The organism is Nitrobacter sp. Nb-311A (assembly GCF_000152905.1).
Lineage (GTDB): Bacteria > Pseudomonadota > Alphaproteobacteria > Rhizobiales > Xanthobacteraceae > Nitrobacter.
Map to the genome: position 1 here is coordinate 103889 of NZ_CH672417.1, position 21497 is coordinate 125385.

The 21497-nt window shown below is 63.1% G+C and carries 17 protein-coding genes; 12 read left to right on the forward strand and 5 right to left on the reverse strand.

The genetic code is table 11. The features are described 5' to 3' along the window. Nucleotides 1–30: 30 nt before the first annotated feature. Nucleotides 31–471, reverse strand: coding sequence for a TadE/TadG family type IV pilus assembly protein (locus NB311A_RS11780; protein ID WP_009798788.1), 441 nt, complete (start codon nt 469–471; stop codon nt 31–33). Nucleotides 472–924: 453 nt separating this feature from the next. Between NB311A_RS11780 and NB311A_RS11785 the strand changes: the two genes are divergently transcribed. From NB311A_RS11785 to NB311A_RS11795, 3 genes are all read left to right on the forward strand, one after another. Beyond that, nucleotides 925–2262 carry an aspartate aminotransferase family protein gene (locus NB311A_RS11785; protein ID WP_009798789.1) on the forward strand — a complete coding sequence of 446 codons (1338 nt, stop codon included), beginning with the start codon at nt 925–927 and terminating at the stop codon, nt 2260–2262. Nucleotides 2263–2382: 120 nt separating this feature from the next. Next, nucleotides 2383–3831: an EAL domain-containing protein gene (locus NB311A_RS11790; protein ID WP_009798790.1), complete on the forward strand. Its 1449-nt coding sequence runs from the start codon at nt 2383–2385 to the stop codon at nt 3829–3831. A gap of 14 nt (nt 3832–3845) precedes the next feature. Beyond that, the gene (locus tag NB311A_RS11795; RefSeq protein ID WP_009798791.1) at nt 3846–4700 is read left to right on the forward strand and encodes a TIGR01459 family HAD-type hydrolase; all 855 of its coding nucleotides are present in this window, start codon (nt 3846–3848) and stop codon (nt 4698–4700) included. Between the two features lie 208 nt (nt 4701–4908). Here the strand turns inward: NB311A_RS11795 and NB311A_RS11800 are convergent, their stop codons facing one another. Next, on the reverse strand, nt 4909–5304 hold the full coding sequence (locus NB311A_RS11800) for a response regulator (protein WP_009798792.1): 396 nt from the start codon (nt 5302–5304) through the stop codon (nt 4909–4911). Between the two features lie 246 nt (nt 5305–5550). Here NB311A_RS11800 and NB311A_RS11805 point away from each other — a divergent pair, with 246 nt between their 5' ends. The 8 genes from NB311A_RS11805 to mutL all read left to right on the forward strand — a co-directional run bounded on the left by NB311A_RS11805 (nt 5551) and on the right by mutL (nt 17031). Then, nucleotides 5551–6534, forward strand: a complete 984-nt coding sequence (locus tag NB311A_RS11805; protein WP_040674981.1) for a bifunctional riboflavin kinase/FAD synthetase — start codon at nt 5551–5553, stop codon at nt 6532–6534. 224 nt (nt 6535–6758) lie between these two features. Beyond that, entirely contained in the window at nt 6759–9953 is a 3195-nt protein-coding gene (ileS, locus tag NB311A_RS11810; RefSeq protein ID WP_009798794.1) for an isoleucine--tRNA ligase, read from the forward strand. After that, nucleotides 9950–10447 (forward strand): signal peptidase II, encoded by a 498-nt coding sequence (lspA, locus tag NB311A_RS11815; RefSeq protein ID WP_040675126.1) that lies wholly within the window; start codon nt 9950–9952, stop codon nt 10445–10447. Before ileS ends, lspA begins: the two co-directional genes overlap by 4 nt. A 79-nt stretch (nt 10448–10526) precedes the next feature. Then, nucleotides 10527–11261 carry a hypothetical protein gene (locus NB311A_RS11820; RefSeq protein WP_040675129.1) on the forward strand — a complete coding sequence of 245 codons (735 nt, stop codon included), beginning with the start codon at nt 10527–10529 and terminating at the stop codon, nt 11259–11261. A 401-nt stretch (nt 11262–11662) separates the two neighbouring features. Then, nucleotides 11663–13057 carry a pitrilysin family protein gene (locus NB311A_RS11825; protein ID WP_009798797.1) on the forward strand — a complete coding sequence of 465 codons (1395 nt, stop codon included), beginning with the start codon at nt 11663–11665 and terminating at the stop codon, nt 13055–13057. Beyond that, the gene (locus tag NB311A_RS11830; protein WP_009798798.1) at nt 13054–14448 is read left to right on the forward strand and encodes a pitrilysin family protein; all 1395 of its coding nucleotides are present in this window, start codon (nt 13054–13056) and stop codon (nt 14446–14448) included. Before NB311A_RS11825 ends, NB311A_RS11830 begins: the two co-directional genes overlap by 4 nt. A gap of 232 nt (nt 14449–14680) precedes the next feature. Further along, a complete protein-coding gene (arfB, locus tag NB311A_RS11835) occupies nt 14681–15100 on the forward strand; it encodes an alternative ribosome rescue aminoacyl-tRNA hydrolase ArfB (protein WP_009798799.1) in 420 nt (139 codons plus the stop codon). Nucleotides 15101–15219: 119 nt separating this feature from the next. Continuing rightward, a complete protein-coding gene (gene mutL / locus NB311A_RS11840) occupies nt 15220–17031 on the forward strand; it encodes a DNA mismatch repair endonuclease MutL (RefSeq protein ID WP_009798800.1) in 1812 nt (603 codons plus the stop codon). 2 nt (nt 17032–17033) lie between these two features. On the opposite strand, the gene rsmD is transcribed toward mutL, so the two are convergent. Both rsmD and NB311A_RS11850 read right to left on the reverse strand, forming a co-directional pair. Then, nucleotides 17034–17588 (reverse strand): 16S rRNA (guanine(966)-N(2))-methyltransferase RsmD, encoded by a 555-nt coding sequence (gene rsmD / locus NB311A_RS11845; RefSeq protein WP_009798801.1) that lies wholly within the window; start codon nt 17586–17588, stop codon nt 17034–17036. 13 nt (nt 17589–17601) lie between these two features. Next, complete coding sequence (locus NB311A_RS11850; RefSeq protein ID WP_009798802.1) at nt 17602–19509, reverse strand: pseudouridine synthase; 1908 nt, start codon at nt 19507–19509, stop codon at nt 17602–17604. Between the two features lie 185 nt (nt 19510–19694). Here NB311A_RS11850 and NB311A_RS11855 point away from each other — a divergent pair, with 185 nt between their 5' ends. Next, nucleotides 19695–20141 carry a nucleoside deaminase gene (locus NB311A_RS11855; protein ID WP_040674985.1) on the forward strand — a complete coding sequence of 149 codons (447 nt, stop codon included), beginning with the start codon at nt 19695–19697 and terminating at the stop codon, nt 20139–20141. A 10-nt stretch (nt 20142–20151) separates the two neighbouring features. Here NB311A_RS11855 and purD read toward each other — a convergent pair whose 3' ends face one another. Beyond that, nucleotides 20152–21432: a phosphoribosylamine--glycine ligase gene (gene purD / locus NB311A_RS11860; RefSeq protein ID WP_009798805.1), complete on the reverse strand. Its 1281-nt coding sequence runs from the start codon at nt 21430–21432 to the stop codon at nt 20152–20154. Nucleotides 21433–21497: the final 65 nt, after the last annotated feature.

The window sequence follows — 21497 nt, forward strand, 5'->3', positions numbered from 1 at the left end:
GCCGAAGCAGGTTTCGCATCGCGCGTCTCCTCAAAAGCCGCCGAACGGAATCGCCGCCGAGCGGATGATGGTCGAGGGCGGCGCCGGCACGAACGGCAGCGTGTAGATGATGTTGTCGGAGGCGTCGTAGTTGACCGTGACGACAAAGACGTCGTTGCCAGAGGTCGCCGCGCTGACGGTGAGATGGCCGGGCTGCAACAGAGGATAAGACCGGGCATTCGTCGCAACGTAGTGTTCTGCAAGGCTGACGCGCTCGATCTCGCTTAGGCCTGCAACCGACGAACGAGCGGCTTCCGCGGCAAGTTGCTGCACGCCATGCACCATGGTGAGGTAGGAGCCGAACATCACAATGCCTAACACCAGCACCAGGAACAGCGGCAAAAGCATCGCGAACTCAACCGCGGACGCGGCACGGGTGCAGCGTGCGATTCGCAAAAGAGCCAAGGCGTAGCGCGGAAAAAAGCCTGTCATGCGGCTTATTGAGCCACACAATATTAAGTGTATATTAATATCATATAAACTATGGGTGGTACATATCTCCCGCCCGTGACGGAGCGTTGGTCCAGCGCCTGACAACCTCGCAGGGTTCCCGCATTTTCAACACACACGTCGTTCAAGTCGGGAGTACGCGCATAACGATGCAAACTGCATTCCGCAGGCGCGCAAAAGGTTCTAGTGTGGTTCAAGCGCCAGAAGTTCGCTTCATATCTCCGTAAGGCATTCAAGCAATGACTGAACCCTGGACACGCTGAAATCGTTGAGCCTGGAAATCGTTGAGCTTGATCGATAGCCCTGTCGAATCCGAAGTCGTCACGGAAAGGCGCCGCGCAATGAAGTGACGTCCCACGCTTGGGTTGCGCGACCTCCGGGAGCATCGAACGTCATCCGCAACGCGCTGAGAAGCCGAGAATAGAGGGAACCCCGATGTTAGATAAGAGCCTTGCCCTCAATGTACCGAACGATCTTGCTGCGTTCTGGATGCCTTTCACCGCCAATCGCGCCTTCAAGAAAGCGCCACGGCTGCTCGCCAGCGCCAAAGACATGCATTACATCACCATCGACGGCCGCAAGATCCTCGACGGCGCCGCCGGCATGTGGTGCTGCAACGCCGGTCACGGCCGCGCCGAGATCGCGGCGGCGATCGCCAGCCAGGCCGAGACGCTGGACTTCGCGCCGCCGTTCCAGTTCGGCATCCCGCAGGCCTTTGAACTGGCAAGCCGCATCAGTGAACTCGCGCCGGAGGGGCTCGATCACGTGTTCTTCTGCAATTCCGGATCGGAGGCCGCGGACACCGCGCTCAAGCTCGCGCTGGCCTATCACCGGCTCAACGGCCAGGGAGGCCGCATCCGCCTGATCGGCCGCGAGCGGGCTTATCATGGCGTCGGCTTCGGCGGCACCGCGGTCGGCGGCATCGTCAGCAACCGCAAAATGTTTGGCGCGTTGCTTGCCGGCGTCGATCATCTGCAATCCACCTACAATCGCGAAAAGCAGGCGTTCAGCAAGGGCGAACCTCAATGGGGCGCGGAACTTGCCGACGATTTGGAGCGCCTTGTCAATCTGCACGGCGCTGAAACCATCGCCGCCGTGATCGTGGAGCCGATGGCCGGATCGACCGGCGTGCTGCCCGCGCCCAAAGGCTATCTCAAGCGGCTGCGCGAAATCACCCAGAAGCACGGCATTCTCCTGATCTTCGATGAAGTCATCACCGGCTTCGGCCGTCTCGGTCACGCGTTCGCCGCCGAGCGCTACGGCGTGCTGCCCGACATGATCACCTTTGCAAAGGGAGTGACCAACGGCGCGGCCCCGATGGGCGGCGTGCTGGTGCACAAGACCATCCACGACGCCTTCATGACCGGCCCGGCCAATGCCGTGGAACTGTTTCACGGCTATACCTATTCGGCGCACCCGCTGGCCTGCGCCGCGGGGCTCGCCACCCTCGACATTTACCGCGACGAAAAACTGTTCGAGCGTGCTCACAACCTGGAACCCAAGTTCGCAGATGCGGTGATGAGCCTGCGCGATGCACCTAACGTGGTGGACATCCGCACCGTCGGCATCACGGCGGGCATCGAGCTCGCCCCCAACGAGAACGGCCCCGGCGACCGCGGCTTCGCCGCCCTGAGATCCGCCTTTCACGATTACGATCTGATGATGCGCATCGCAGGCGACACGCTGGCGCTCACTCCGCCGTTAATCGTCAGCGAGGACCAGATTGGGGAGATCGTCGACAAGGCCGCCAAGGTGATTCGCGCCGTCGCCTGAATGACCCAGTCCGATTTCGGCGGACAACTTCAGAAGACCGATCCGCCGAATCAGCGATAATGGTAGTGAGAGGGACCGGAAGCGCCGGAGATCGCTCCGCGCCGGAAGCGTTTGCGCCAGATGATCCGTATTTCCACGATTTTCATTACCCTCTGCATGGTGCTGGTCTCCATCTCGGTGGGCGTCGTGCTCTATGCCCTGATCGGCCTGCGCGCGTCGGAATCCGCAGTCGTGGCGCTGGCTGTCCTGACGGTCCTCATCCTCTACAACGCTGTCTCGGTGCGGATGCACGGCCGCAACAATGCTCAAAGCCAGATCGCGGATCTGTCGCAGGGCGTCGCCGATCTTGCCCGCCAGGTCTCCGATTTCGGACGCCGCCTCGCGGCCGCCGAAAGCAAGATTGCCCTGGCGAATTCCGGAGGCTCGGACCGCCTTCAATCCGGACTTCAATCGGCGCTTGGCGAAATCAGCGAACTTGGCGGGCTGGTCAGGCAGCTTGCCGCCACGGTCGCCGCCCATGACGATCTGCTGAACCTGCCATCCGCCGTTTCTGCGCCCGCGGTCGAACCGCCGCCACCGGCCAGGCCCTCCGATCGCGAGACTCTTGCGAGGGCGATGTCGGCCGCGCCTGCGGTGATCCGGGCAACCGCCAATCCCGCACGAATCCACAACGATGCGCAGATTCTGGCTACGATCCAGAACGCCATCGAGACCGGCGGCGTCGATACCTTCCTGCAACCGATCGTCACGCTTCCACAGCGCAAGGTACGCTACTACGAAGCGATGACGCGGCTGCGCAATGCTCGCGGCGGGTATCTCGCAGCCGGCGACTTCATTCCAGCCGCTGAATCCGCCGGCTTGATGGGACAACTGGACAACACGGTCTTGTTCCGCTGCATACAGGTTCTGCAGCGGCTTCACTCGCGCAATAAGGATGCCGGTCTGTTCTGCAATGTCGCCGCGGCGACGCTTGGCGATCCCGCGACATTCGCGCGGTGCCTCGACCTTCTCGAAGCCAATCGTGCGTTGGCGCCCTCACTGATCCTGGAATTCAAGCACGATGCGCTGCGCCGTCTCGACATCACCGAACGCAAGCATCTGGCCGCGCTGACGCAGCTCGGATACAGGTTCTCGGTCGATCATGTCACGAACCTGCGAATTGAGCCGCGCGAGCTGGCCGACCGCGGCGTCCGCTTCATCAAGATGCCCGCCTCGCTGCTGCTGGACCAGAGACAAACATCGGCCTCCGATATCCATCCGGCCGACATATCCGACCTGCTGGGACGGTTCGGCATCGACCTGATCGCGGAACGGATCGAAAACGAGGGGGCGGTCGTCGACTTGCTCGACTACAGCATTCGCTTTGGCCAGGGTTTCCTGTTCGCCGTGCCGCGGCCGCTGCGCCAGGATGCGGCGGAAGATGCCACCGATAAAGCAAGGCTCCACGCCAACAACACCGCCGGGCCGGCTCAAGCCGGAGCCCTGAAACCTGACGCAATCAAGCCCGAACGTTCGCCTCACATGACCGGCAACGCCGCTCTGGCTCGCCGCGCTGGCGGCGCTGCCTGAAAGCATCCGAGCGAATGACCGCCCTTCGTTTCATCGACCATCTGCGCGAGCTTGCCGCCGAAAGGGATGTCGTGCTCTGCGACGTCTGGGGCGTTGTCCACAACGGGGTGGTGTCGTTTCCCGATGCCTGTTCCGCGCTGAAAACCTTCCGCAGCCGGGGCGGCACCGTCATTCTCATCACCAATGCGCCGCGCCCGGCCGACGCCGTGCAGCGGCAGTTGCGCAAGTTCGGCGTTCCGGACGATACCTATGACGGCATCGCGTCATCCGGCGACCTGACGCGCAGCTTCCTCGCCGGGCATCCGGCCAAGGCGATTTTCTGGCTCGGGCCTGAGCGCGACAACGCGATCCACCAGGGCCTCGATCCGGTATTCGCGCCGATCGAGCACGCCGACTACATCGTCTGCACCGGCCCCTTCAACGACGAGACCGAAACCGCGGAGGACTATCGCGCCCTGATGATGCAGGCGCGCGAGCGCAAGCTGCCGCTGATCTGCGCTAATCCCGATATCGTCGTTCAAAGCGGCGACCGGCTGCTTTATTGTGCCGGCGCCATCGCAGAACTTTATCGCGAACTCGGTGGCGACGTGATCTTCTACGGCAAACCGCACCGGCCGATCTACGACAGCGCCATGGCCCTGGCGCGAGAGCAGCGCGGCAAGGACACGCCGTTGAACAGGGTGCTCGCCATCGGCGATTCCGTGCGCACCGACCTCATCGGCGCGCACGCCTTCGGCATCGACCTGGTGTTTCTGACACGCGGCATCCATTCCGGGGAATTCGCCGGCATCGACCAAATGGATCCGGTATCGGTCAAGGAGCTGTTCGGCCGTCCGCCACGGGCGCTGATGCGCGAACTGAGGTGGTAAGATCTCACTTGCGAGACGTCTCAGTGATCACGGCGATTTCCATTCGTCATGGCGGGCCCTGTCCCCGCCATCCGTCTTTCTCGCTGAATCGCAGCCGAGGCGTGGATGCCCGTGACAAGCACGGGCGTGACGGAAGACATATCGTCACGGCAGAAATAGAAACGACGTCAATTCGAGCAGCAACCGCAATTCGAGCAGCAACCGCAATTTATGCCAGGACGTTGTCAGGAAACACCGCTTCGATCTTGTTCTTCAGCGTCGCGGCGTTGAAGGGCTTGACGATATAGTTGTTCACTCCCGCCTTTTTGGCGGCGATGACGTTCTCGGTCTTGGATTCGGCCGTGACCATAATAAAGGGCGTCATCGCAAGATTGGGGTCGGCACGGACTTCCTTGAGCAAATCGTAGCCGGTCATCGGCTCCATGTTCCAGTCGGAGATCACGAGGCCGTATTTCTTGGTGCGCATCTTATTCAGCGCCGCCGAACCGTCGCTGGCATCGTCGATATTTTCAAATCCAAGCTGCTTGAGAAGATTCCGGATGATGCGAATCATGGTGTTGTAGTCATCCACGACCAGAACCGACATCGATAAATCAACCGCCATCGTGAGCCCCCTGCACGCCGTGTGCCGAAATCGTCCATAGCCCACCGGGGCAGGCTATCCTCGAGTGGCGGTATCCGGTATTCGCCGGTCCTGCGCCTCGCGGGTCTGGTCTCATGATTAGCGCCGGCCGTTAAACAGCGCGTTAACCGGCGATCGAGAGGTGCCGCCGAATGCAACCCCCAACTTGACTTCGATCCGTCCGCGGCGTCACGGTCCACCGCTGAAACCCCTCAATGAACCCAGATAATGGCCTCGGGATTCACGATTATCCGCGATACTGCTCCCGCTGCCGCTATTCCTAAAGGAGGGGTGGTGGCAATGGGAAATTTCGATGGGGTTCACCTTGGCCACCGCGCGGTCATCGCGGCCGCGTTCGAGATGGCCCACTCCCGCGGAAAGCCTGCCTTTGCGGTGACCTTCGAGCCGCACCCGCGAAAGTTCTTCAGTCCGAATGCCCCGCAGTTTCGCCTGACCGACGAAACCAACAAGCTGCGCCTTTTGGCGGGCGCAGGTCTCGACGGCGCCGTGGTCATGACTTTCGACGCCGCGCGTGCCGGCACGACGGCGCAAGATTTCATTCACCACGATCTGATCGAACGCCTCGGCGTCAGCGGCATCGCCGTCGGATACGACTTCCGTTTCGGCAAGGGCCGGGTGGGATCACCGAGCCTGCTTGTCAGCGAGGCCGCGCGCCTCGGGATCGAGGTGAACGTGCAGCCCCCTGTCGACATCGAGGAGCGCCCGGTCTCTTCCAGCGCGGTCCGCAAGGCTTTGGTGGAAGCGCGGATCGCGGATGCCACCGCGATGCTCGGCGGCCCGTGGTTCGTGACCGGCGAGGTGATCCACGGCGAGAAGCGCGGCCGTGGCCTCGGCTATCCTACCGCCAACATCCGCCTCGATCCGGATTGCGGCCTCAGGCACGGTATCTATGCCGTGCGCGTCGGGTGCGGCAAGGGAAAGGATCACCGGCGTTTCGACGGCGTTGCGAGCTTCGGCCGCCGTCCGACATTCGACAACGGCGCGCCGCTGCTCGAGGTTTTCCTGTTCGACTTCCAGGGCGACCTGTACGGAACCATGCTGGACGTCGCCTTCATCGGCTTTATTCGCAACGAGCTGAAGTTCGATGGCATCAAAACGCTGGTTCGTCAGATGGACGATGATGCGGCCGTTGCACGGGCCATGCTCGCGGCCGCGCCCGACGCATTTCCGATGCTGGGGAAGGTGGATTGACTTCTTCCCTCTCCCCTTGTGGGAGAGGGTGGCGAAATCGCGCGAAGCGAGATTGAGCCGGGTGAGGGGTTGTTGTCATATAAAGAATCCCCTCACCCGCTTCGCGGCTACGCCGCTCAGCACCCTAAGAGCGAGCTTCGCTCGTCTCGGCTCCCGCAAGGGGAGAGGGAAAGACGCTCAAACCGGATTTCCCCTCCCCTTCAAAACACGCTATTCACCCCGCCATGACCGAAAAGCAGAAAAAGTCCGACGCCCCCGATTACGCCAAAACCCTCTTTTTGCCGCAGACGGAATTTCCGATGCGCGCCGGGCTGCCGCAGCGCGAGCCGGACATCCTGAAGCGCTGGACCGATATCGATCTTTACGGCCAGCTTCGCTCGCGCGCAAAAGGACGGCCGAAATTCGTGCTGCACGACGGCCCGCCCTATGCCAACGGCAGCATCCATATCGGCCACGCGCTCAACAAGATCCTCAAGGATGTCGTCACCAAGAGCCAGCAGATGCTGGGGCACGATTCCAACTACGTGCCGGGCTGGGACTGCCACGGCCTGCCGATCGAATGGAAGATCGAGGAGGAGAACTACCGCTCCAAGGGCAAGACGAAGCCGAACTTCAAGGATCCGGCGGCGATGGTCGCGTTCCGCAGGGAATGCCGCGCCTATGCCGACAAGTGGCTGAACGTGCAGCGCGAGGAGTTCAAGCGTCTGGGCATCATCGGCGACTGGGATCATCCCTACGCCACCATGACCTATCCGGCCGAAGCGCAGATCGCGCGCGAGCTGATGAAATTCGCGGCCAACGGCACGCTCTATCGCGGCTCCAAGCCGGTGATGTGGAGCGTGGTGGAGAAGACCGCGCTGGCGGAGGCCGAGGTCGAGTATGAGGACCACACGAGCGATACTGTGTGGGTAAAGTTTCCGGTCACTGACGTCAGGCTATATCCGCACGAACAAATCACGTCTGAAATACTTCAGCAAAAAGAAAAACTTCGGAATCAACTTCTTGAAAGCTCCGTCGTTATTTGGACAACCACACCGTGGACGCTTCCAGGGAATCGCGCAGTTAGCTTCTCGCTTGACATCGGGTATGGTCTCTATGAGGTGACGGAGTCGTTGCCGGACAACTGGGCGAAAGTGGGAGACCGCTATCTTCTTGCCGACAATCTGGCATCAGATGTCTTCAAGCAAGCGAGAGTGACTGGATATGAGAGATTAAGTGACGTTGTGTTTGACGACGGTCCAGCAGACCTAGTCATTACATGCGATCACCCCTTAAAGGGATTGAGCGGTGGCTATGAGTTTCCCGTGCCTTTGCTAGATGGCGATCACGTCACTGATGATACAGGCACCGGGTTTGTCCACACCGCGCCGAGCCACGGCCGGGAAGACTATGATGTCTGGACAAGAAAGTTGCATCATATGCCGGGCGAGTACGGTTTTGATGCAAAGATCGGCTCGCTGGTCTTGAACGGAAGACCTTTCAATCCCGCAATTCCCTACACCGTCGACGAGAACGGCGCGCTGACCGCGCAGGCACCCGGCTTTGAAGGCAAGCGCGTGATCGACGACAAGGGTAACAAAGGCGACGCCAACGAGGCCGTCATCAAGGCGCTGGTCGAACGCAGCATGCTGCTGGCGCGCGGACGGCTGAAACATCAGTATCCGCATTCGTGGCGCTCGAAGAAGCCGGTGATCTTCCGCAACACGCCGCAGTGGTTCATCGCGATGGATCGTCCTTTTCACCTCCCCCTTGAGGGGGGAGGTCGCCGCGCAGCGGCGGGTGGGGGTGAAGCGACAGCCAACCACCCCACCCCGACGCCTTCGGCGTCGACCCTCCCCCTCCAGGGGAGGGTGGAAAGCCTCCGCGCCCATGCGTTGCAGGCCATCAGCGTCACCCGGTGGGTGCCGCCGGCTGGCGAGAGGCGCATCACCGGCATGATCGCCAACCGTCCCGACTGGGTGATCTCCCGCCAGCGCGCCTGGGGCGTGCCGATCGCGGTGTTCGTGCGCGAGAAAGGCGATGGCTCCGCCGAAATCCTGATCGACGACGCCGTCAACCAGCGCATCGCCGACGCCTTCGAGAAGGAAGGCGCGGACGCCTGGTACGCCGAGGGCGCGCGCGAGCGTTTCCTGGGCGAGCGAGCGCGCGAGGACTGGACCAAGGTCGACGACATTCTCGACGTCTGGTTCGACTCCGGCTCGACGCACGCTTTCGTGCTGGAAGATCCGGTGCATTTTCCCGGCCTCAAGGACATCAAGCGCAAGGCCGACGGCGGACGGGATACGGTGATGTATCTGGAAGGCAGCGACCAGCATCGCGGCTGGTTTCATTCCTCGCTGCTGGAAAGCTGCGGCACCCGGGGCCGCGCGCCTTACGACGTGGTGCTGACCCACGGCTTCACGCTCGACGAGAACGGTCGCAAGATGTCGAAATCGCTCGGCAACACCGTCGATCCGCAGAAGGTCATCAAGGATTCCGGCGCCGACATCCTGCGGCTGTGGGTCTGCGCAACGGATTATGCCGACGACCAGCGCATCGGCCCCGAGATTCTCAAGAACACCATCGAGACCTATCGCAAGCTGCGCAACACCATCCGCTGGATGCTCGGCACGCTGCATCACTTCGATCGCGACGACACGGTCGCGTTCTCCGACATGCCCGAACTTGAGCGCCTGATGCTGCATCAGCTTGCGGAACAGAACGACATCATCCGCAAGGCCTATGCGGAGTTCGATTACAAGACCGTGGTCGCAAGTCTCGCGGCCTTCATGAACACCGAACTGTCGGCGTTCTACTTCGATATCCGCAAGGATACGCTTTATTGCGAACCGCCGTCATCGACAGCGCGCAAAGCCGCGCTGACCGTGATCGACAAACTTTGCGACGCCATCCTGAAATGGCTGGCGCCGGTGCTTTCGTTCACGACCGAAGAGGCGTGGCGGCTGTACCGGCCGGATGCGGAGCCGTCGGTGCATCTGACGCTGTTCCCGGAGAGCTTCGACAATTTCCGCGACGACGCGCTGGCCGCGAAATGGGAGACTGTCCGCGCCGTGCGCAGCGTCGTCACCGGCGCGCTGGAACTCGAACGCGCCGCCAAGCGGATCGGCTCCTCGCTCGAGGCCTCGCCGGTCATCTATGTCGCCGACCGCACGATGCTTGGCACATTGTTCGACGTCGATCTTGCAGAAATCTGCATCACGTCGAATTTTGAAGTGCGCGAGGGCGACGCCCCGGCCGGCGCGTTCCGTCTGCCGAACGTCCCGGGCGTCGCCGTGGTGGTCGAGAAAGCCATGGGCGCCAAGTGCGCCCGGTCGTGGAAAATCCTGCCGACCGTCGGCAGCGACAGGGAGTATCCCGACGTATCGCCACGCGACGCCCAGGCGCTGCGGGAGTGGAAGGCGCTGGGAGTCACCGTGTGACCCCCGCTTTGCGCTCCGGCATCGTTGCGGCCGTCGCGGCGCTGATCGCCGACCAGGCGTCCAAACTCTGGCTCCTGTTTGTGCTCGATATCGGCCATCGCGGCGCCGTCAGCGTCACGCCATTCTTAGATCTGGTGCTGGCCTGGAACACGGGCATCAGCTATGGCTGGTTCCAAACTGACAGTCCCGTGGCGGCCGCGATCCTGCTTGCGATCAAGGCCGTCGCAGTGGTGCTGCTGGCGATCTGGATGGCGCGGTCGCATAGCCGCATGGCGACAATTGGCCTCGGGCTGATTATCGGCGGAGCCATCGGCAACGCCATCGATCGCTTCGTCTATGGCGCGGTGATGGATTTTGCCCTGTTTCACGTGCAGTTCGCGGGTAAAACCTATAGCTGGTATGTATTCAACCTTGCCGATGTGGCAATCGTTGTCGGGGTGATAGCCCTGTTGTATGATTCCTTCCTCGGGACTTCCGCCGCAAAAGCGCCCTGATCACCGACGATAGGGGCTTGCTCGGGATGGATAGCGGCCTTTGCTGCGATCCGCTGAAAAGCTGAACAGGATGAACGCGATGCGCAACACCAAACGAAACGGTTGGGATGTGCTCAAGGCCGCGGCAATGCTGCTGCGCGGCGTTCGCCTGGCCGCGGTTGCCACGGGCGTCGCCGTCGTGCTGTCGGCCGGCATGGCCCGCGCCCAGGACGATGATAACGCGACCTTCGAAGAGAAAATCATCACGAAAATCATGCACGGGCTGGGCGCCACCAATATGGATAACTCAAGCATCGAGTATCGCGAGCGGTCGCCTCTGGTGATTCCACCCAGCACCGAGTTGCCGCCGCCGGGCTCGGGCGCGGCTGAAGTTAGAGACCCGAACTGGCCCAAGGACCCCGACGTCGAACGTCGCAGGGAGGCGGCCGCCGCCAGGAAGGATCGCAAACCGTTGCCTTGGCAAGGCGGACAATCGTTAGGCGGACAATCGATCTTGCCGAGCAAGCTCGCGCCGAATGGTTCACCGATCACCGCCACAAAACAAACAGAGATGCGTCCGTTGGGCACGGCGGATAATGTGAATCCGTCACTCAGCCCCTCGCAACTCGGCTTCGCGGGCAAGCTCAGCAATCTATTCGGCGGCAACAAAACGGAGACTGCCCCGTTCACGGGCGAGCCCGACCGTGAAAAACTGACGCAACCGCCGGTAGGCTATCAGACCCCGTCGCCGAACTACGCTTACGGCACCGGACCGAAGGAAGCTCTCGGGACCACGTATATCGACGTCAACAGCGGCAAAGAGCGTACCTACTAACCGATGGGGGCTGGCATCGGATCGCGCGACCGGGCGGCCCATATCTCTTCATGCCGGTGTCGCCCGCTCCCTGCCTGACACCAAAGACGAACTGCATCATGTTCTGCGATCCGACGTCGCATCCCATTCAGGCGAGCTTCCTGGCGAACCGGTATCCACTTCGCTCGAAAACGCTCTCGAATCGAAGGATCAACCAGCAAGTCCGTCGTCAATGGTCAACATCCGGGACGCCGTGGAGCGCGAATATCGAATTCTTTTCTACCAGAGCATCCCGTATTGTTGATGGAATTTGAAGCGATAATTCCATTTTCGATTTGACGCGTTCTCGATGTCAAAGTCAAAAGCTCTAGCAAGGGACTGACGGTAACGTGATTTCTCAGACAATTTACCGCCGATGCGCCATGATGGCAGCGCAACGAGCGGTCATCCCCGCCCTCGCGGCATTGATCATGTGTCTTGCGGTTCTGTTGGCCTTGCCGGCAGCGTTGGCGCAGACCGTCGCCTCGCAATCTCCCGTCACGTTTACCCTCGCCAACGGGCTCGCCGTCGTGATCATTCCCGATCACCGGACGCCGGTGGTCACTCAGATGATCTGGTACAAGGTCGGTTCCGCGGACGAAACGCCCGGTAAATCGGGACTCGCGCATTTCCTCGAGCATCTGATGTTCAAGGGCACCGCCAAGCATCCGCCCGGCGAATTTTCCCAGACCGTGCTGCGCGTCGGCGGCGAGGAGAATGCTTTCACCAACTTCGATTACACCGGGTATTATCAGCGCGTGCCGCGCGATCAGCTCGCGACCATGATGGCGTTCGAGGCCGACCGCATGACCGGCCTGGTGCTGAAAGACGAAAACGTGCTGCCTGAGCGCGACGTCGTGCTCGAGGAATACAACATGCGCGTCGCCAACAATCCGGACGCGCGGCTCACCGAACAGATCATGGCCGCGCTGTATCTCAACCATCCGTATGGCCGTCCGGTGATCGGTTGGCGCCATGAGATCGAGAAGCTTACGCGCGAGGATGCGCTTGCCTTCTACAAACGATTTTACGCACCCAACAATGCAACGCTGGTGATCGCAGGCGATGTTGACGCGGAAAAGATTCGCCCTGAAATCGAAAAGACGTTTGGCCAGGTGCCGCCGCAGCCCGCCATTCCGAGCGCGCGTATCCGTCCACAGGAGCCTCTCCCGGTCGCGCCGCGGACGGTGACGCTCGCCGATGCTCGCGTCGAGCAGCCGATGCTGCGGCGTTATTACCTCGTGCCATCCGCGACCACCGCTGCCGCGGGGGAAAGCCCCGCGCTTGATGTGCTTGCGCAATTGATGGGTGACGGCAGCAACGCCTATCTCTACCGCGCGCTCGTTGTCGACAAGCCGCTGGCCGTCGGCACCAACGCGACCTATCAGGGCACCGCGATCGATCCCGGCCAGTTCTCGATCGCGGTCGCGCCGAAACCGGGCGCCGATTTTACCGAGGTCGAGCAGGGCATCGATGCCGTGATCGCAAATCTCGTCAAAAACCCGATCCCCGCGGAGGACCTCGAGCGCGTCAAGACTCAGTTGATCGCGCAGGCAGTCTACGCTCAGGACAGTCAAACGACATTGGCACGCTGGTACGGCGCGGGGACGACCGTCGGATTGAGCGTCGACGAAATCAAGAGTTGGCCGGATCGCATCCGCGCGGTGACCGCCGCGCAGGTTCAGAACGTCGCGCGGAAGTGGCTGGTTAAAACGCGCTCGGTCACCGGATATCTCATCAAGGATTCAACGCCGGCGCGCGAGGAGAAAAGATCGTGAAGTGCTCCCGGACCGGCGCGAGATACGGGCTGCTCGCCGCCGTATGTTTCGCATTGCTCTGCTTCGCTACTGTTCCCTCGTTCGCTGCGACGAAAATCCAGCATCTGGTGACGCCCGGAGGTATCGAGGCCTGGTTCGTTCAGGACGCTACCGTACCTCTGGTGGCAATGGAGTATGCGTTCGCGGGCGGAGCTGCGCAGGACCCGCGCGACAAGCCGGGCGTCGGCCACATGGTCGCCAGCCTGCTCGACGAGGGCGCCGGGGACCTTCCCTCCAAGACCTTCCGTGAACGGCTCGATCGCCACGCCATCGAGCTTAGCTTTACGATCGAGCGCGACGAGCTCCGCGGCTCGTTGCGAATGCTCAAGGAACACAGTGGCGAAGCATTCGGCCTGCTGCAACTCGCTTTGACCTCGCCGCGCTTTGACGCTGATGATATCGAGCGCATCGGTTCGCAGATCCTGTCCCACCTGCGCCGCAACTCAACCAATCCGAATGCACTTGCCGGCCGCAACTTCGTCAAGCTCGCATTCGGCGATCATCCCTACGGTCATCCCTCGCACGGCACGATCGAAAGCATTCCGACGATCAAGGCCGATGACCTGAGAAATTACGTGCGGCGGGTGCTGGCGAAAGACAGGTTGAAGATCGCCGTGGTGGGCGACATCGAGCCGGCGGTACTTGCAAAGATGCTGGATCAAACTTTCGGAGGTCTGCCGGCGAAGGGTGACCTCACGCCCGTTCCCGACATCATGGCCGCAAAGCCGCCGCAAAGCGCATTCGTTCCGCTCGATGTGCCGCAGACCGTGGTCATGTTCGGAGGTCCCGGCATCAAGCGTCATGACCCGGATTTCATGGCAGCCTACATCGACAACCACATTCTCGGCGGCGGCTCGCTGTCATCGCGGCTGTATCGCGAGGTGCGCGAGAAGCGCGGTCTCGCCTATTCCATCTCGGAATCTCTGTTATGGATGGACCATTCTGGACTGTTCGTGGGCACCACCGGAACCCGCGCGGACCGCGCCGGCGAGAGCATCAACGCCGTTAAAAAGGAAATCCAGCGCTTTGCCGAAAACGGACCTACGCCGAAGGACCTCGACGACGCCAAATCCTACCTGAAGGGATCGCAGATGCTGGAGCTCGACACCTCCTCGAAGCTCGCCACTGGCCTGTTGCAATATCAAACGGATAATCTACCAATCGACTACATTGAGAAGCGCAACTCTCTCGTCGATGCCGTCACTCTCGACCAGGCGAGAGCCGTCGCGAAGCGGCTGTGGGGACAGGGACTTCTCACCGTAATCGTGGGACGCTCACTTCAGGCGGCAGCGCAACCTGCGGCAGCGCAGCCGGGTGCAGTTTATCCCGCGCCTCAACCCGCCGCGCATTAGAGCATGATCCCGACCCGAAGGGCCTCGCCAGCGCAAAGTGGCAACCGGTTTTCGGATAAGATCATGCGTGATCAAAAGCTAAGGCTAGAGGCTTGCCGCTTCTGATGGAATCAGAAGCGGAGGTCTCAGATTTTGATCTGACGCGTTTTCTTCACTTGAACCGGTATCCACTTCGCTCGAAAACGCTATAGACTCTACGTTTTCGCAGGCCAGATGAGCCGCGGTGAGTGCCATGCTGCGGATCACCCGCAATATCGTGATCGATGAAAACGACGTTGAGATCAGCTTCGTTCGCGCCTCGGGACCGGGCGGCCAGAACGTCAACAAGCTCTCGACCGCCGCGCAGTTGCGCTACGATACGCGCCGCCTGGCGCTCGCCCCTGACGTCGCCGCGCGGCTCGCCCAACTCGCAGGGCAGCGGATGACCAGGGACGGTGTGATCGTGATCCATGCCCAGCGCTTTCGCACCCAGGAGCGCAACCGCGCGGACGCCACCGACCGCCTGATCGAGTTGCTGCGGCAGGCTGCGATCCGGCCGACCCCGCGCCGCGCCACCAAGCCAACCCTCGGCTCGAAGCAACGCCGGCTGGAGAGCAAGAAGCGCCGCAGCGATGTGAAGGCGCGACGTGGACGGGCTTCTTCCGAGGACTGATAGACCCGCCGCGCGTTCCCAAACACGTTCCCGAATCAACCCGGGACATCCGGATTTGCCCCCATGCAATCGGCGCGGCGAACGCCTAAACTCGGCCGCCGCCAGAATCGAGCCGCACCATGCCCGTCCGCCAGCTTCCCGAAACCGTCGTCAACCGCATTGCCGCGGGCGAAGTGGTCGAGCGTCCGGCGAGCGTCGTCAAGGAACTGGTGGAGAACGCGATCGACGCCGGCGCGACCCGCATCGATGTCTTCACCGACGGCGGCGGACGGCGGCGGATCGGCGTCACCGACGACGGGGCCGGCATGGCGAAGGGCGACCTCGCGCTGGCGGTCGACCGCCACGCCACCTCGAAACTGGACGACGAGGATTTATTGGGCATTCGCACGCTGGGCTTTCGTGGCGAGGCGCTGCCCTCGATCGGAGCGGTGGCCAGGCTCTGCATCACCACACGCGACGCGCGCGAGCCGCATGCGTGGTCGCTCACTGTCGAAGGCGGACGGAAATCCGCGATCGTGCCCGCCGCGCTAACGCAAGGCACGCGCGTTGAGGTCGGCGATCTCTTTTACGCAACGCCCGCGCGGCTGAAATTCCTCAAGACCGATCGCGCCGAGGCCGAGGCGATCCGCGAGGTGGTGCGGCGGCTGGCCATGGCGCGGCCGGATATCGGCTTTACCCTCGCAGGCGAAGGGCGCGCGCCGGTGACCTGGACATCGGCGCTGCCGGGTGCGGCGGGACGATTGACGCGGCTGGGCGACATTCTCGGCGGAGACTTCCGCGCGGCCGCCATCCCGGTGTGCGCCGAACGCGAGCGCGTGACTGTCGATGGGTTCGCCGCAGCACCGTCGCTGACCCGCGCGAACGCGCTCGGCCAGTATCTGTTCGTCAACGGCCGTCCGGTGCGTGACAAGCTGATCTTGGGCGCGGTGCGCGCGGCCTATTCCGATTACCTGCCGCGCGACCGTCATCCGGTGGCGGCGTTGTTCGTCACGACCGATCCGCAGGAGGTTGACGCCAATGTCCATCCCGCGAAGACGGAGGTACGGTTCCGGAACGCCGGGCTGGTGCGCGCGCTGATCGTGCATGCGCTGAAGGAGGGCCTCGCGCGCGAAGGACGACGCACCGCCGCGAACAGCGACGGCGCGGTGCTCACGGCTTTTCGTCCCGCGACGTCTCCGCGCCCTGCCGGTTGGGATTGGCGGCAGTCGCCCGCCGCGCCTGCCGACGCGCGGCCATGGGCCGGCGGATTGCCCGCGACCGCCTTCGCCGAGACCGGCCAAACCACACTTGATGTCGGCGCGCCCAGCGCGGACGTGCGCTTTGACGCTGGTCCCCCTCTTGATCTGGTCGATCGGCCGCTCGGCGCCGCGCGCACCCAGATCCACGAAACCTACATCGTGTCGCAAACCCGCGACGGCCTGATCGTCGTGGACCAGCACGCCGCGCACGAACGCATCGTTTACGAGCGGCTGAAGGCGTCGCTGGCGCGGGACGGCGTGCAGCGTCAGATCCTGCTGATCCCCGATATCGTCGAACTGGATGAATCGACCGTCGAAAAGCTGATCGACCGTGCGCGTGAACTGGAAAAGTTCGGCCTCGCCATCGAGTCCTTCGGACCCGGAGCGGTCGCCGTGCGCGAGACGCCGTCGCTGCTCGGCAAGATCAACGCGGCCGCGTTGCTGCGCGATCTCGCCGAACACATGGCGGAATGGGATGAAACGCTTCCGCTCGAACGGCGGCTGATGCATGTCGCGGCCACGATGGCCTGTCACGGTTCGGTGCGCGCGGGACGAATCCTCAAGCCGGAGGAAATGAACGCGCTGCTGCGCGAGATGGAGGCCACGCCCAATTCAGGTCAGTGCAATCACGGCCGCCCGACCTATGTGGAATTGAAACTCGACGATATCGAGAAGCTTTTCGGACGGCGGTGAAGCTAACCCGCCCGCAAAAAAACAAACTCAGTATCGTCATAGCCGCGTCGTTCGAGCTGCTCGAATCCCTCCGGGGCAGTGAAGCCCGCCGCCTTGGCTTCCTCGACAACGAGCAGCGCCTTCTCGGTCAGCCAGCCCCCGTCGCGCAGCGAGGCGAGCGCCTTGTCGGCAAGCTGCATCCGGTACGGAGGATCGAGAAACACCAGCGAAAACGGTGCGAGCGGATGCGCGGGCCCGAGATGGGTCGCATCGCGGCGATAGACCTTCGTCACACCGCCGAGCCCCAGTGCCTCGACATTGTTGCGCAACAGCGCGCGCGCCTCGGCGCCGTTATCGACGAACAGCGTAAACTTCGCGCCGCGCGACACCGCCTCGATACCGAGCGCGCCGGTGCCCGCGAACAGATCGAGCACGCGCGCATCCACGACCGGATCGTCATAGGCATGAACCAGGATGTTGAACAGCGACTCGCGCAGCCGATCAGCGGTCGGCCGGATCTGTTGCGTTGAGGGCGACGCAAGGTTGCGGCCTTTCAGCCGTCCGCCGACCACCCGCATCGTCAATCCCTTATCAATCCCTTGGCGTCAGGTCGCGCTTGCCGTGATAGCCGCGCTTGGGCCGGCGTGGCGGCCCGTAACCGTTGGCCTCGGCTTCGTTGCGCGCCCGCGCCTCGTCGCTGCCGGTCCGCTGCACCACGACGCTGCGTCCCTTGCGGTCCTCGATCAGCGCGCGCTTCGTTCTCGCCTTGTTGTCCTTCTTGGAGCGCAGCGGCGTGCCGTCACGGCCGAGCTTGACGGCCCCGGACTCGGCCGTGGCGCCAGCGGGATTCATGTTGGCGAGCGCGGCGATCCTGTCGCCGAATTGCTCGCGCAGCACGCGCGTCTTCACCTCCTCGACCTCACCTTCCGCGATCTCGGCCAACTGGAACGGCCCGTAGGAGATACGGATCAGCCGGTTCACCTCGAGCCCGAGATGCGCCATCACGTTGCGCACCTCGCGGTTCTTGCCCTCGCGGATCGCAAAAGTCAGCCACACATTCGCGCCCTGATCGCGCTCCAGCGTGGCGTCGATCGAACCATACTTGACGCCCTCGACCTCGACGCCGTTCTTGAGCGCATCGAGTTGCGGCTGCGTCACTTCGCCATGAGCGCGGACGCGGTAGCGCCGCAGCCAGCCGGTGTCGGGCAATTCCAGCGCGCGCGCCAGGCCGCCGTCATTGGTCAGGAGCAGAAGTCCTTCGGTGTTGAAGTCGAGCCGGCCGACGCTGATCAGGCGCGGCAGACCGTCGGGCAGATGATCGAATACCGTCGGCCGGCCTTCGGGATCGGCATGGGTCGTCATCAGGCCGCGCGGCTTGTGATACAGGAACAGCCGCGTGCGCTCGCGCTCCGGCAAAGGCTCGCCGTCAACCGTAATGACGTCGCGCGAGGTGACATCGAGCGCCGGCGAATTGATGACGCGGCCGTTGACGGCGACGCGGCCTTGCGTGACCCATTCCTCGGCGTCGCGGCGCGAGGCGAGACCGGCGCGCGAGATCACTTTTGCGACGCGTTCACCGGCCTTCTTTGGTTTCGGCTCGGCCCGCGCGACGCGCCGCCCGCCGTCAGGCGCGTGTTCGCGATAGGCGCCGCGTCCCGCGAACGCCGGACGCTTCACGAAAATCCTGCTGTCATCCTCATTGTCGCGGCGCGGGCGATCGTGCCGATCATGGCGACGGGAACGGTCATCGCGATCCTCGCGATCATTCCGGCGCGGACGCTCCTGCCACGCGTTACGTTCGCCGCGCGGCCGGTCAAATTTGGGACGATCCCCGCGATCTTCACGCGGGCGCGAAAAGCGCTGTGTTTCGCGACGCATTTCGTCACGCGACGGCCGCGCTTCGCGGCGAGGTTCCGCACGCTCGCGCTTTTGCCAGGGCTTTTCATCGCTCCTGTCACGCCCCGCGCGGTCGCCGAACTCCTTGCGTGATACGCGCCCGCCGCGATCACCGCCAGAGGAGCGAGCGGGCCGTTCGCTATCCTTGCGAACGCCGCCGCGCGGCGCAAAACGGCGCTTCTCGCCATCCCTCTCGCGCGCGGAGAAATCCTTGCGCGGACCTCTTCCTTCCCCGTCGCTCCGCCGATCCGGCCGATCCCCGCGGCGCGCAGGACGATCATCGCGATTGAAGCGAGGCCGCGCGGTCTCGCCATCTCCACGTTTGCCCGCGTACGGTTTGCCCGCGCTAGCATGGGGCTTCTTGTTGGAAGGCTTCGCGCCAGCGGATTTGCCGGCATAGGGCCGCTTATCACCATCGCCTCTGTCGGACCTTCTGGTATCGGACTTTCTGGTATCGGACTTGCCAGCCAAGCCGCGCTTGGCGAGCTTCTTGTCCGGCCCGCGCGCCACGCCGGATCGGCGCCTGGGCCGGTCCTTTCCGCCGGAAGGCCGATCGCGCCGGCCGCGTGGGCGCGCATTGTCATCGTCGTTATCGCGGGGCATGAATGATCTCGCTACGGACACAGGGGCCGACTGAGCGCGCCTCTTAACAGGGTTCGCGCCAGAGCGCGATCAGGAAAAGCGGATACCGCATTTTCGTCCGATCGCGCTCCAAGATACTGATATGGCGCATGATCCGATCGCCAAACCGCCTACACTTTGGCGGATCATGCGCCGGGATACGAGACATGACCGCACCATCTTTCATGGACATGGCGCTCGAAGCCGCAAAAAAAGCTGGTCAAGCGGGCGAGGTGCCGATCGGCTGCGTGATCGTGCGCGACGGAGAGGTCATCGCCACCGCAGGAAACCGCACCCTGACCGACCGCGACCCCACCGCCCATGCCGAGATTCTGGCGCTTCGGGCCGCGGCACAGGCCCTTGGCAGCGAACGGCTGACGGGCTGCGACCTTTATGTGACGCTGGAACCATGCACGATGTGCGCAGCCGCAATCTCATTCGCACGGATCCGGCGGCTTTACTACGGAGCGAGCGACCCCAAAGGCGGCGCTGTGGAGTCCGGCGTCCGATTCCTTGCCGCGCCGACCTGCCATCATCGGCCGGAGGTGTATCCGTCCGTCGGCGAAAGCCGGGCGGCGGCGCTGCTGCGGGATTTCTTCAAGACGCGGCGATAACGATTGGCTTCTATCCGCCCTTCTCCCGCGCCACCGCGCGAAGGCCGATGTCGCGACGGCAGAAGCCCTCGGGCCATCTGATGCGATCGACCGCCTCATACGCGCGGGCTTGCGCCTTCGCGACGGTCTTGCCCAACGCGCAGACGTTCAGCACGCGACCGCCAACCGCGAGAATACGCCCGTCGTCATCTTTTGTGCCGGCATGAAAAATCTCCACGCCCTCGACCTTGGCGGCATCGTCGAGCCCGTCGATGCGCGTTCCCTTCGTATAACTGCCGGGATAACCCTTCGCCGCCATCACCACCGTCAGCGCAGGATCAGGAAACCAGCGCAGGCTGAAATGATTCAGCTGCCCGTCGCAGGCGGCGAACAGCGCCGGCACGATGTCGCCCCTCATCCGCAGCATCAGCACCTGGCATTCCGGATCGCCGAAGCGGACGTTGTACTCGATCAGCTTCGGTCCCTGCTCCGTGATCATCAGGCCAGCGAACAGCACGCCCTTGAAAGACGCGCCCTTCTCGCGCATGGCGCGCAATGTCGGAACGATGATCTCGTCCATGGTGCGGCGGCACATCTCGTCGGTCATCACCGGCGCAGGCGAATAGGCGCCCATGCCGCCGGTGTTCGGCCCCTCGTCGCCGTCGAACGCCCGTTTATGATCCTGCGCGGTCGCCAGCGGCATCGCGTGCTCGCCGTCGCACAGCGCGAAGAACGACGCTTCCTCGCCGCGCAGAAATTCCTCGACCACAATCTCAGCGCCAGCAGCGCCGAAGCCGCCTTCGAACATCATGTCGACCGCCGCCAGCGCCTCGTCCAGCGTCATAGCCACCACGACGCCCTTGCCGGCCGCAAGCCCGTCGGCCTTGATGACGATCGGCGCGCCGTGCGCGTGGATATAGTCCTTCGCCGCCGCGGCATCCTTGAAGCGTTCATAGGCCGCTGCCGGAATCCCGTTGTCGCGGCACAGATCCTTGGTGAAGCCCTTGGAGCTTTCAAGCTGCGCGGCGGCCTTGCCCGGCCCGAACGCCTTGACGCCCGCGGCGGCGAGATCGTCGACAATGCCCGCGGCGAGCGGCGCTTCAGGTCCGACCACCACCAGATCGACCTTGTTGGTTTTACAGAACGCGATCACCGCCGCGTGATCGGCGACATTGAGCGCCACGCATTCGGCCTCACGCGCGATCCCGGCATTACCCGGCGCACACCAGAGTTTCGTCAGCAGCGGCGAGTCGGCGATTTTCCATGCCAGCGCATGTTCGCGGCCGCCGGAACCAAGCAGAAGAATGTTCATGAATGAGCGCCGATCCAGCCTTTCCGGTGGTTTCGAAGCGGTTTAGCATGGTAATGTGGACGAGC

Bases quoted from the DNA above. Each gene is read 5' to 3' on its own strand.
- purD (WP_009798805.1), bottom strand. From the start codon at position 21,432: ATGAACATTCTTCTGCTTGGTTCCGGCGGCCGCGAACATGCGCTGGCA.
- NB311A_RS11800 (WP_009798792.1), bottom strand. From the start codon at position 5,304: ATGGCGGTTGATTTATCGATGTCGGTTCTGGTCGTGGATGACTACAAC.
- NB311A_RS11825 (WP_009798797.1), top strand. From the start codon at position 11,663: ATGATGGCAGCGCAACGAGCGGTCATCCCCGCCCTCGCGGCATTGATC.
- NB311A_RS11850 (WP_009798802.1), bottom strand. From the start codon at position 19,509: ATGCCCCGCGATAACGACGATGACAATGCGCGCCCACGCGGCCGGCGC.
- NB311A_RS11805 (WP_040674981.1), top strand. From the start codon at position 5,551: ATGGCCTCGGGATTCACGATTATCCGCGATACTGCTCCCGCTGCCGCT.
- NB311A_RS11795 (WP_009798791.1), top strand. From the start codon at position 3,846: ATGACCGCCCTTCGTTTCATCGACCATCTGCGCGAGCTTGCCGCCGAA.
- rsmD (WP_009798801.1), bottom strand. From the start codon at position 17,588: ATGCGGGTGGTCGGCGGACGGCTGAAAGGCCGCAACCTTGCGTCGCCC.
- ileS (WP_009798794.1), top strand. From the start codon at position 6,759: ATGACCGAAAAGCAGAAAAAGTCCGACGCCCCCGATTACGCCAAAACC.
- NB311A_RS11855 (WP_040674985.1), top strand. From the start codon at position 19,695: ATGACCGCACCATCTTTCATGGACATGGCGCTCGAAGCCGCAAAAAAA.
- arfB (WP_009798799.1), top strand. From the start codon at position 14,681: ATGCTGCGGATCACCCGCAATATCGTGATCGATGAAAACGACGTTGAG.
- NB311A_RS11780 (WP_009798788.1), bottom strand. From the start codon at position 471: ATGACAGGCTTTTTTCCGCGCTACGCCTTGGCTCTTTTGCGAATCGCA.
- NB311A_RS11820 (WP_040675129.1), top strand. From the start codon at position 10,527: ATGCGCAACACCAAACGAAACGGTTGGGATGTGCTCAAGGCCGCGGCA.
- NB311A_RS11785 (WP_009798789.1), top strand. From the start codon at position 925: ATGTTAGATAAGAGCCTTGCCCTCAATGTACCGAACGATCTTGCTGCG.
- NB311A_RS11790 (WP_009798790.1), top strand. From the start codon at position 2,383: ATGATCCGTATTTCCACGATTTTCATTACCCTCTGCATGGTGCTGGTC.
- mutL (WP_009798800.1), top strand. From the start codon at position 15,220: ATGCCCGTCCGCCAGCTTCCCGAAACCGTCGTCAACCGCATTGCCGCG.